Here is an 11,515-nt window from a genome sequence, read left to right as displayed (position 1 = left end):
ATGCGTGGCTGAACCACCCGAAGACCTGAAACCGTAGAGCCACGCCCTGCGTGGCTGAATCCCCGATAGCCCCTCAATTCAAGTCCCCCCCACGCAAGCCGATATCGGACAAATGGACAGACTCAGCCTCATTGGACTTTTCCTCGCCCTGGCCTCCCTGGTGGGCGGCAGCATTCTCAAGGGCGCCGGGCTGGCCTCGCTGTGGTCCCCTGCGGCCTTCGTGATCGTCATCGTCGGCACCCTGGCCGCGATCCTGCTGCACACCTCGCCCGCCGTGTTCAAACACGCCTTCAAGATCGTGCGCTGGGTCGTGCGCCCGCCGAGCACCGACCGCAGCGAGCTGATCCGCCAGATCGTGGAGTGGAGCAACATCGCGCGCCGCCAGGGCCTGCTGGGCCTGGAGGCACAGGTGGACGCGCAGGACGACCCGTTCCTGCGCAAGGGCCTGCAGCTGCTGGTCGATGGCGTGGAGCCGGAGACCATCCGCCACATGATGGAAATCGAACTGAGCAGCCAGGAGAGCCAGGACCTGGCCGCCTCCAAAGTGTTCGAAGGCATGGGCATCTATGCCCCCACGCTGGGCATCATCGGCGCCGTGCTGGGCCTGATCGCGGTCATGAAGAACCTGGCCGACCCCAGCAAGCTCGGCCACGGCATTGCCGCCGCGTTCACCGCCACCATCTACGGCATCGCCTCGGCCAACCTGCTGTTCCTGCCGGTCTCGGCCAAGCTCAAGAGCGTGATCCACCACAACAGCCGCGACCGCGAGATGATCATCGAAGGCCTGATCTCGATCGCCCAGGGTGAGAACCCACGCAACATCGAAACCAACCTGTCCGGGTTCCTGCACTGACATGGCGCGCCGCAAAGCCCACGAAGAGCATGCCAACCATGAGGCCTGGGCGATTCCCTACGCCGACCTCATGACGCTGCTGCTTGCCTTCTTCGTGGTGATGTACGCGATCTCCTCGCTCAACGAGGGCAAGTACCGGGTCATGGCCGACGCGCTGACCACCGCGTTCGGTGGCGCGCCGCGCACCATCAACCCGGTGCAGGTCGGCAACCAGCAGGTCCAGGGCGGTGGCTGGGACAGCCCGTCGGTGATCAAGGCCGGCAACCGCGTCGGCCCGTCGGCGCCCTCGCCCTCCAACGACCCCACCCTGCTGCCGGCCATGGCCTCGCAGATGCGCATGCCGGTATCGGTGCACAACCAGGAACAGCTGCAGCGCGCCGAGCGCCAGTTGAACACCATCGCCGACCGCCTCACCGCCACGCTGGCGCCGCTGATCGACCGCGGCATGATCACCGTGCGCCGCACCGAGCTGTGGATCGAGGTGGAGATCAACAGCGACATCCTGTTCACCACCGGCTCGGCCACGCTCGACGTGCGCGCCCGCGACACCCTGTCGTCGCTGGCCCAGGTGCTGCACGACGCGCCCAATGGCGTGCGCGTGGAAGGCCACACCGACAACATACCGATCGCCACCACGATGTTCCCGTCCAACTGGGAACTCTCGGCCGCCCGCGCGGCCAGCGTGGTGCACCTGTTCGCCGACCAGGGCGTGCAGCCGGCGCGGCTGGCGATGGTCGGCTACGGCCAGTTCCGCCCGCGCGAAGACAACGCCAGCGCCGAAGGCCGCAACCGCAACCGGCGGGTGATGGTGATCATACTCGCCGACACCGCGCAGGGCGTGGACCCGCTGGGTCCGCAGCTCACCGCCGAAACGAGTGCGGCGGCACCGTCGCCCGCACCCCCTGTTTCCCCCCTCGCCCCGGTGCAGTTGCCACCGGTGCCGGCCGGCAGCCGTATTGGCGCCGCCGTTCCCCCCGCAATGAAGGAGTGAACCGATGCGCATCTGGGCAATCGCCAATCAGAAAGGCGGCGTGGGCAAGACCACAACCACCCTCGCGCTCGGCCGCGGCCTGGCCGCGCTTGGCCACCGCGTGCTGCTGATCGATCTTGATCCGCATTCGTCGCTGACCCGCGCCTTCGGCGTGCCGCTGGAGCCGACGCCGCAGGGCGTGCTGGAACTGTTCGGCACCCCGCCTGCCGAGCTCGCCAGCCTGTCCCACCACAGCGACATCCCGGGTGTGGACTACGTCTGCGCGCAGGCCGCACTGGCCACGCTGGAGCGACGCAGTGCCAACCAGCCGGGGCTGGGCCTGGCCCTGCAGAACGCGCTGTCGCGGCACCAGGGCCAGCACGATTACATCCTGCTCGACTGCGCGCCCACGTTGGGCCTGCTGATGATCAACGCGCTGGCCGCCGCCGATCGCCTGATCATTCCGACCCAGGCCGAACCGCTGGCCCTGCACGGTCTGGACGGCATGGTCCGTACCGGCGAGATGGTGGAGCGCTCGCGCCGCCGCCCGCTGCCGATGTCGATCCTGCCCACCCTGTTCGACCGCCGCACCCGCACCGGCAATGAAACGCTCAAGCAGATGCAGGACCGCCACGGCCACCGCGTCTGGCAGGACGCCATTCCCGTGGACACCCGGGTCTCCAATGCCGCCAGCCTGACCCTGCCGCTGCTGACCACCGACTACCCGGGCCGCGGCCTGGCCGCCTACCGGCGTGCCCTGGAATGGATCCTGGCCGACGACGCGCTGCAGATGGAACGCGCGGCATGAACAGCACCGACGTACTGGACGACTATCTGGAAGAACTGCTCGGTGACGCCGTACCGGCCGCACAGGTCGCCGTCGCCGCGCAGGAAGACGCCGACGGCGTCGCCGAAGCAATCCGCGCCGAGTTCGCGCAGGCCGCGGATGCCGCCGCGCCGGCGTTCGACAGTCCGACCGCACCCGGTGCACCGGCGGCGTTGGCGCTGCTCGACGAACTGATGAACGACCCGGCACTCGGCCCGGCGGTGACACCCACCGCCACCGCACCGGCATTTGACAGCCCGACCGCGCCCGGCGCGCCGGCGGCGCTGGCGCTGCTCGACGAACTGATGAACGACCCGGCGCTCGGTCCAGTGATGGCACCCGCCGCCGCACCGGCATTTGACAGCCCCACTGCACCCGGCGCACCGGCCGCGCTGGCGCTGCTTGATGAGCTGATGAACGACCCGGCGCTGGGCCCTGTCGCCGCGACGGCCAAGGGCGATGACGCGCGCCCGAGCTGGGACGACGTGCCACCCGAAACGCTGCACGACGCGCCCGCCGCAGCGCCGCCCGTGGCACGCGCCGCGCCCGCCGCACCGACGCCCGCCCCCATTACCCGCGCCATGCCCACACCGCCTGCTGCCCCCATCGCACGCCCTGCCGCGCCTGCGGCCTTTGCCGACGCCGCGGCTGGCCGCCCGACCAGCTGGCAGGAGCTGCAGGCGCAGGCACGCAACCCGGCCTCCAGCCCCCGCGGCGACCGCCGCGCCAGCGAGCGCACCTCGCGCTGGCTGCGCCTGCGCTGCGGGCCCCAGGCGTACGCGCTGGAGCTGCTGAAGGTGCAGGAGGTGGTACTGCCGGTACCGCTGCTGCCGCTGCGCGGCACCGCATCGGCGATGCTGGGCATCATGAATCTGCGTGGCCAGGTGGTCCCGGTCATGGACCTGGGCGTGCACCTGGGCGCCGGTCCGGCCCGCGAGGATGCCAACACCCGCATCGTGGTGCTGGAGGAGAACGGCGAAACCATGGGGCTGCGGGTCTCGGCGGTGGAAGACGTCGCCAACCTCACCGATTCCCAGATCGAGCCGCCGGACACCGCGCGCATCTGCCAGATCTCCAACGACCTGTTCCGCGGCGTGGCGCGGGTGACCGCGCAGCCGATGATCCTGCTGGATGCCACGCAGCTGTTGAACTGACAGCAGCCTGTACCCGGACCGTAGAGCCACCCCATGGGTGGCTGCGCGATGCCAGGGACCGTGCGCAGCCACCCATGGACGCGTTCAGCCACCCATGGACGCGTTCAGCCACCCATGGACGCCTTCAGCCACCCATGGGGTGGCTCTACCCCCATTCCCCGTGCTGGAGGCATGGTTGGCGAGCCCCCCCTAAAGGTTTCCAGAAATACGCCGTTATAGACCTCGGAACCGTTTGTCCGGAGCAACGATGAGCACTGTGGCCTTGGGTGATGATCTCGGAATCGAGACCAGCACCGAGCTCAAAACACGCCTGGCCCCCTTGGTGGACCAGGCCGGCGATCTGACGCTGGATGCCAGCCAGGTCGGCCGTATCCATACCGCGGCCATGCAGGTCCTGTGTGCCTTCGTCGATGCCCGCCGCCAGGCAGGCCACCCGACCGCATTCGACGGCTGCACTGCCACCTTCCGTGATGCCGCGCGACTGCTCGGCGTCACCCAGGCCCTCGGCCTGGACGCAACCCATGACAACCTGAAATCTGTGGAGAACGCTGCATGAGCGCACGTATCTTGGTGGTGGACGACTCGGCGTCGATGCGCCAGATGGTCTCTTTCGCCCTCACCTCGGCCGGCTTTTCCGTCGAGGAAGCCGAAGACGGTGCCGTTGCACTGGGGCGGGCCAAGGGCCAGCGCTTCAACGCCGTGGTGACCGACGTGAACATGCCCAACATGGACGGTATCGCGCTGATCCGCGAACTGCGCCAGCTGCCGGACTACAAGTTCACGCCGATGCTGATGCTGACCACCGAATCGGCGGCCGACAAGAAGTCCGAAGGCAAGGCGGCCGGTGCCACCGGCTGGCTGGTCAAGCCGTTCAACCCGGAACAACTGGTCGCTACCGTCCAGAAAGTTCTGGGCTGATCCCTTCCTGCCCTCTCCTCCCCCTTTGGTAACCGGACCCGAACTCCCATGAGCATGGACCTGCAACGCTTCCACGCCACCTTCTTCGAGGAAAGCCGCGAAGGGCTGGATGCCATGGAAGCTGGACTGCTGGCACTGGAATCGGGCCAGCAGGATCCGGAAATCATCAACTCGGTGTTCCGCGCCGCGCACTCCATCAAGGGCGGTGCCGGCACCTTCGGCTTCGACGCCGTCGCCGCGCTGACCCACGTACTGGAAACGCTGCTGGACGAACTGCGGGCCGGCAAGCGCGCGCTGGAAGCGGCCGCGGTCGACGCCATGCTGTCCTCGGTGGACGTGCTGCGCGCCCTGCTGCGCGAAGCCGAACACGGCACGCCTGCCGACCCGCAGGCCGTTGCCGCGATCAAGGCACGCCTGGAAGCGGTGCTGTCCGGCCAGGCGCCGGCCGCTGCCGCACCGGCCGCCGCCAAGGTCGATGACACCCCGGAAGCCTGGCAGATCGGCTTCGTGCCCTCGCCGTCGCTGTTCATGAGCGGCAACGATCCGCTGCGCATCATCCGCGAACTGGAGCACCTCGGTTCGCTGCAGGTCGCCGCGCGGATGGAACGCCTGCCCGGCTTCGACCAGCTCGATCCGCTCGAAGCCCACCTGGCGTGGGACCTGGGCCTGGTCGGCAAGGTGCCGCGCAGCAAGATCGAAGACACCTTCGCCTGGGTCGTGGACGACTGCGAACTGGACATCCGTCCGGCCGCACCGCCGAGCCTGGCCACCAGCGCACCCACCCCTGCGGCAGCCACTGTCGCCGCACCGGTCGCACCGGCTACCGCCGCCGCTCCGGCCGCTGCGGCGCAGGAAGCAGAGACCTCCATCCGCGTCGCCGTGGAAAAGGTCGATGCGCTCATCAACCTGGTCGGCGAGCTGGTCATCACCCAGGCCATGCTCAAGCAGGTCTCGCATGCACTGGACCCGGTGCATGCCGAACAGCTGTTCGCCGGCCTGGATCTGCTCGAACGCAACACCCGCGACCTGCAGGAAGCGGTCATCGGCGTGCGCATGCTGCCCGTGGACGCGGTGTTCCGCCGCTTCCCGCGCCTGGTCCGCGACCTCTCCTCGCGCCTCGGCAAGCAGGTGCGCCTGCGCACCATCGGCGAAGGCACGGAGCTGGACAAGGGTCTGATCGAGAAGATCGCCGATCCGCTGGTGCACCTGGTCCGCAACTCGATCGACCACGGCCTGGAAATGCCCGACGTCCGTCGCGATGCCGGCAAGGACGAGACCGGCACGATTACCTTGGCCGCATCGCATCAGGGCGGTCACATCGTGATCGAAGTGAGCGACGACGGCCGCGGCCTGAACCGCGACAAGATCCTGTCCAAGGCGGTCGAGCGCGGCCTGAGCGTGCCCGACAACCCCACCGACGCGCAGGTCTGGGACCTGATCTTCCAGCCCGGCTTCTCCACCGCCGACGCTGTCACCGATCTCTCCGGGCGTGGCGTGGGCATGGACGTGGTCCGCCGCAACATCCAGGCACTGGGTGGCGAAGTACAACTGGAAAGCAAGGCCGGCAATGGCACCCGCGTGCTGATCCGGTTGCCGCTGACCCTGGCGATCCTCGACGGCATGACCGTGTCGGTCGCCGGCGAAACGGTGATCCTGCCGCTGGCCTACGTACTGGAGGCGCTGCAGCCGCAGGCTGAAGACGTGCGCTCCATGGCCGGCGAAGGCCGCGTGCTGCGGGTGCGTGGCGAGTACCTGCCGATCCTGTCGCTCAGCGAGTACTACGGCTTCGGCCGCCGCACCAACGACGATTCGCTGGTGGTGGTGGTGGAAGGCGACGGCCAGAAGATCGCGCTGGAAGTGGACGAACTCGTCGGCCAGCAGCAGGTCGTGGTGAAGAACATCGAAAACAACTATCGCCGTATCAGCGGCGTGTCCGGTGCGACCATCCTGGGTGATGGCCGTGTCGCGCTCATCGTGGATATCGGTGGGCTGGTGCGTTCGCTGCGGGTGCCGCAGGCGGCGTAACTGCGCGGATGGCAGCGCCGGCCGTTGGCCGGGTGGAAACGCCCCCGTTGGATTGCGGGGGCGTTTTTTGTTTTTCCGGGTGGGGCCGACCGTTGGTCGGCTGTTCTTCGTTTCGGGGTCATGAACGCCTGACGGGTGGCTTCGTTTCGGGGTCATGAACGCCTGACGGGTGGCTTCGTTTCGGTCTAAACGTTGGAACCATGGTGGCAACCGTCGCCGCGTCGGCTTCGGACGCTTGTGCCGCGCTGCGCGCGGTCGACACGCAACAGAAGCGTGCACCGTAGACGCGGTTTGTCCCGGGCGCATGGCGATGCGCTCATCGAAATGGCGCCCGATGTTCATGCGGCGCGGCGTGTCTCTACGAACCTTTACGTGCGCAGGACGATCACGTAATCAAGATCGTAGTGCCACGCCATGCGTGGCTGCTCTCCGTTCCGGGGCCATGAACGCGGGATGGCAAACCGTGATGTCGGTCGGCACCGATACGGGCTGGTATCGGCGCCCCATTCGCCACCGCACGGCGAATGCGTTGGCATTGCTTGCTTTCGCAACCATCAGGCGAAAACCCTGCGGGGCCAGCGCGGCCGAAAAAATGTGACATCGAACACTCAAGTTCAGACGCTCCGCCGCCGTTATCCGCAATAGCGATGACACGTTCATTGCCTGCCTCACGCCCCATCGCCCCACCGTCCAAGCCCCCCGCCCAGCGTCCCCACGGCTGCGCACCCCCGCCCTGTCCGGAGTTCCCCGCATGAAGTGGTTCCATGATCTTCCCATCAGCCGCAAGCTCGCGGTCGGGTTTGCGCTCACGACGTTGATGACGATCGCGCTGGGCGTGTTCGCCCTGGTGCGTTTGAACAGCGTCAACGCCGAACTCGCCGAAATGGCGAGCAACGACATTCCCTCCGTCCAGCACCTGGGCGAAGTGCGCGCGCAGCTCGGCGAGTTCCGCACCTTCGAACTGGCCCAGCTGACCATGCTGGACCAGGCCGACAAGGTGGCCGACTACAACACCCGCATGGACGCCACCGCCAAGACCGTGCGCGATGAACTGAACGCCTACGCCGCGCTGCCAGCCGGCGAGAAGGAAAAGGAGCTGTACCGGAAGGTCGCCGCCGACCTGGACGCCTACTTCGCCGCCAACGCCGAAATGCGCGCCGCCGTGGCCGCCGCCGACGGCCCGCTGGCCCAGCAGATTTCCGACGGAAAGTCGCGCCCCGCACGCCGCAAGATGTTCGACGACCTCAAGGAACTCGGCGCGTTGAGCAGCAGCCTGATGCAGGCCAAGATCGCCGACGCCAACACCACCCACCGCAACAGTGTGGTGGCCATCATCACCACCATCCTGCTGCTGACGCTGTTGGCCGTGGCGATGGGCGTGGTGATCGCGCGCGCCGTGACCGGGCCGATCCGCCAGGCGATGCACGCCATCCAGTCGGTGGCACGCGGCGACCTCTCGGTGAACATCCCCAGCCTCACCACGGCCGACGAATCCGGCCGGATGCTGGCCGCCACCCGCGACATGACCCTGATGCTGCGCCGCTTCTCCGGCGAGACCCAGCAGATGGTCGAGATGCACGCCGGCCCGGACATCAGCCACCGCATCCCGGAAGACTTCCCGGGCGTGTACGGCGAGCTGGCCGTGGGCGTCAACACGGTGATCTTCGAGCACCTGGATTCGATCAAGGACGCCATCAACGTCCTCAACCAGTACGCCGCCGGCGACCTCTCGCAGGATGCGCGCCGCCTGCCGGGCACCCGCGCGATCCTGCATGAATCGATGGACGCGGCCAAGGCCAGCCTGCTGGCCATCAACACCCAGATCCAGTCGCTCGCCCAGGCCGCCGCCGCCGGCGACTTCAGCCAGCGCGGCGACGCGCTGCGCTTCGACCACGACTTCCGGGTGATGATCGAACGCCTGAACACCATGATGGAAGTGGCCGACGGCAACCTGTCGCAGCTCTCGCACCTGCTCCAGGCCATCGCCAACGGCGACCTGACCGTGCGCATGCAGGGCCAGTTCCACGGCGTGTTCGCCAGCATGCGCGACGACGCCAACACCACCGTGGCCCAGCTGACCCAGATCGTAGGCCGCATCCAGCATGCGTCGGGCAGCATCAGCACCGCCGCCGGCGAGATTGCCTCGGGCAACAACGACCTGTCGCGCCGCACCGAGCAGCAGGCTGCCAACCTGGAAGAAACGGCGGCATCGATGGAGGAGCTCACCTCCACCGTGCGCCAGAACGCCGAACATGCCCGCCAGGCCAACCAGCTCGCCATCGGCGCGCATTCGGTGGCCTCGCAGGGCGGCGACGTCGTCGGCCGCGTGGTCAGCACCATGCACGAGATCGATGCGTCCTCGCGCCGCATCGCCGACATCATCACCGTCATCGACGGCATCGCCTTCCAGACCAACATCCTGGCGTTGAATGCCGCGGTGGAAGCCGCCCGTGCCGGTGAACAGGGCCGCGGCTTCGCCGTGGTCGCCTCGGAAGTGCGCACCCTGGCCCAGCGGTCGGCCAGTGCGGCCAAGGAGATCAAGGGCCTGATCGACGAGTCGGTCGGCAAGGTCGCCGAAGGCTCGGCCCTGGTCAACCAGGCCGGCGCCACCATGAGCGAGATCGTGGCGTCGGTGCAGCGCGTGACCGACATCATGGCCGAGATCTCGGCGGCCTCGCAGGAACAGTCGGCGGGCATCGAGCAGGTCAACCAGACCGTCATGCAGATGGACGAGACCACCCAGCAGAACGCCGCGCTGGTCGAGGAAGCCACCGCCGCCGCGCGCTCGATGGAAGAACAGGCCGGCCACCTCACCGACGCGGTCTCGCTGTTCAAGCTCGACACGCATGCCGCGCCCGTCGTGGCCGTGGCCGCGATCGCCACGCGCACCACCGCACCCACCCGTGCCCGCGCAGCGACGCCGGCCCCGGCGCGCCGCGCACCGGCACGCGAACCCGCGCTGGCCAACGAGAGCGACTGGCAGGAGTTCTGATACCGCCAGCACGACGCAGCATCAACGACACCCCGCTTCGGCGGGGTGTCGTCGTTATGGGGAACGCGTCACAAATTCGAAACAAACGTACCGTCAAACGCCGTTCGCCCACCCAAACCGCATCAAGTTCCCCGGTCATCGCGCCGCTACCCGCTTACGGCATCACTGGGAGGGCTGCGACGTGACGGGGTCGGTATGTTGAAGCGGTGGCGGGGCCTGCGCAGCGCGCTCTGTGCGGCGGCAATGGCGGCATGGCTGGGCTGGCTGGTGCCCCTGGCCTGTTCGCAGTGGACGTCGAGCGAGGCATCGTTGAGCGCCGCACAGATCCTGGCCCGGCTCGGCCCGTTGCCCGCCGTCGATGGCGCCCCGGTGCTGCTGCGGATCGGCGCGCCCTGCGCCTGCACCGACAGCATGCCGGCCGAGCTGCCGGCCATGCCGGCACGGGACTACCACGGCATCGCCACGGTGGTGCCCTACCCCTGGGTGGTGCTGGATGCCAAGCGCCGGCTGGTCTACGCCGGGCCCGCGCTGCTCATCGGCGGCGGGCGCCCGCAATCGGCGGCGCCGCTGGTGCAACGCCTGCTGGCGAACCCGCAGGCCCCGATGATCCTGTCGCCACACTGCGCCTGCGCGCAGGACTGACGCGCCGCAGCAGACGCCGCTACACACATTCCCCCTACATTATTGTGAGCTGGTGCCGATAAACGGACTGAGACCCGACATCGAACGATGTCTGTACCCGCCCAACCAGCCAGAGTCCATGTCCGAAGGCAGCCTTGACGCACACGACGCTCCGCATGCCGCCCACGATGACGGCACGGATGACCGTTACCTGGTCCGCAACCCCCGCCAGATCCGGCAGTTGCTGCAGGCGCTGATCGACCAGCGTTCGCTGATCAACGCCCATCTGGGCGGTCGCGACCAATCGTTCCCGACCGCGATCCTGGAGCTGGACGAGGACGAGGACAGCCTGCTGCTGGACGGCAGCCCGTCCGAGCCGGCCAACCGCGCGGCCGAAGACGCGGGCTATCTACTGTGCTTCGCGCAGCTCGACCGGGTGATGGTGCGGTTCCGCCTGGACCACCTGGAACGCACCGGCGGCCACCGCCACGTGGCCTTCCGCGTGCCGTTCCCCACCGAACTGGTGCACCTGCAGCGCCGCGAGCTGTACCGGCTGGAGACGCCGATCACCGACTCGCCGCACCTGATGTTCCCGATCAACGAGGACCGCAGCGAGGCCCTGCACCTGCGCGTGGTCGACATCAGCGGCGGCGGCCTGGCCGTCACCGTCCCGGTGGACTGCAATGTGTTCGGCATGCAGAAGCGCTACGACGCCCGCCTGGACATGCCCGAATCCGGCCCCCTCCACGTGTCGCTGATCGTCTGCAACCAGCTCTCCGTCAAGCTGCCCAACGGCGTCGAAATGAAGCGCATCGGCATGCGTTTCGACGGCCTCCCCCGCGGCGGCGACAGCGCCATCCAGCGCTACATCTTCCGCATCGACCGCCAACGCAGCGCCCGCAAAAACGGCGAAAGCTGAAAGCGGCGGCAGGTTGGTCGCTGCTACGGAGCGGCGGGACAGGGTTGCGGGGGACGCCGTGAACCCATCCATGGGGGCTTGGTCGCGGCATCCATGCCGCTCACACCCCCGCAACCCTATCCCCACCGCTCCGTCCGTGGATGGTCGGCGCCTCGTTGAAAGCAAGAGCGGTACCAACCAACGGTTGGTACCTACCGCTTTTTGCTGGCACACCGACCGAGCGTCAAAGGGTTGGCG

General features: G+C 68.1%; 10 protein-coding genes. All 10 read left to right on the top strand.

Features of this window, described 5'->3' with window-relative positions:
- Positions 1-112 precede the first annotated feature (112 nt).
- On the top strand, positions 113-853 hold the full coding sequence (locus tag ACREPD_RS20295; RefSeq protein WP_431600983.1) for a flagellar motor protein: 741 nt from the start codon (positions 113-115) through the stop codon (positions 851-853).
- Between the two features lies 1 nt (position 854).
- Positions 855-1,844 (top strand): flagellar motor protein MotD, encoded by a 990-nt coding sequence (motD, locus tag ACREPD_RS20290; RefSeq protein ID WP_431600982.1) that lies wholly within the window; start codon positions 855-857, stop codon positions 1,842-1,844.
- Between the two features lie 4 nt (positions 1,845-1,848).
- Positions 1,849-2,631 carry a ParA family protein gene (locus ACREPD_RS20285; RefSeq protein WP_431600981.1) on the top strand — a complete coding sequence of 261 codons (783 nt, stop codon included), beginning with the start codon at positions 1,849-1,851 and terminating at the stop codon, positions 2,629-2,631.
- The gene (locus ACREPD_RS20280) at positions 2,628-3,803 is read left to right on the top strand and encodes a chemotaxis protein CheW (RefSeq protein WP_431600980.1); all 1,176 of its coding nucleotides are present in this window, start codon (positions 2,628-2,630) and stop codon (positions 3,801-3,803) included. The genes ACREPD_RS20285 and ACREPD_RS20280 overlap by 4 nt, the downstream gene beginning before the upstream one ends.
- A 247-nt stretch (positions 3,804-4,050) precedes the next feature.
- A complete protein-coding gene (locus ACREPD_RS20275) occupies positions 4,051-4,359 on the top strand; it encodes an STAS domain-containing protein (RefSeq protein WP_431600979.1) in 309 nt (102 codons plus the stop codon).
- Positions 4,356-4,721 carry a response regulator gene (locus tag ACREPD_RS20270; RefSeq protein ID WP_088435039.1) on the top strand — a complete coding sequence of 122 codons (366 nt, stop codon included), beginning with the start codon at positions 4,356-4,358 and terminating at the stop codon, positions 4,719-4,721. Before ACREPD_RS20275 ends, ACREPD_RS20270 begins: the two co-directional genes overlap by 4 nt.
- 48 nt (positions 4,722-4,769) lie before the next feature.
- Positions 4,770-6,746, top strand: coding sequence for a chemotaxis protein CheA (locus ACREPD_RS20265; RefSeq protein ID WP_431600978.1), 1,977 nt, complete (start codon positions 4,770-4,772; stop codon positions 6,744-6,746).
- 751 nt (positions 6,747-7,497) lie between these two features.
- Positions 7,498-9,738 carry a methyl-accepting chemotaxis protein gene (locus tag ACREPD_RS20260; protein ID WP_431600977.1) on the top strand — a complete coding sequence of 747 codons (2,241 nt, stop codon included), beginning with the start codon at positions 7,498-7,500 and terminating at the stop codon, positions 9,736-9,738.
- A 195-nt stretch (positions 9,739-9,933) separates the two neighbouring features.
- Entirely contained in the window at positions 9,934-10,380 is a 447-nt protein-coding gene (locus tag ACREPD_RS20255) for a hypothetical protein (RefSeq protein WP_431600976.1), read from the top strand.
- Between the two features lie 118 nt (positions 10,381-10,498).
- Entirely contained in the window at positions 10,499-11,278 is a 780-nt protein-coding gene (locus ACREPD_RS20250; RefSeq protein ID WP_431600975.1) for a flagellar brake protein, read from the top strand.
- Positions 11,279-11,515 lie beyond the last annotated feature (237 nt).

This window comes from Stenotrophomonas sp. (assembly GCF_050737075.1).
Taxonomy (GTDB): domain Bacteria; phylum Pseudomonadota; class Gammaproteobacteria; order Xanthomonadales; family Xanthomonadaceae; genus Stenotrophomonas.
The sequence above is the reverse complement of the archived record's forward strand: the minus strand, read 5'-3'. Positions and strand labels throughout refer to the sequence as shown.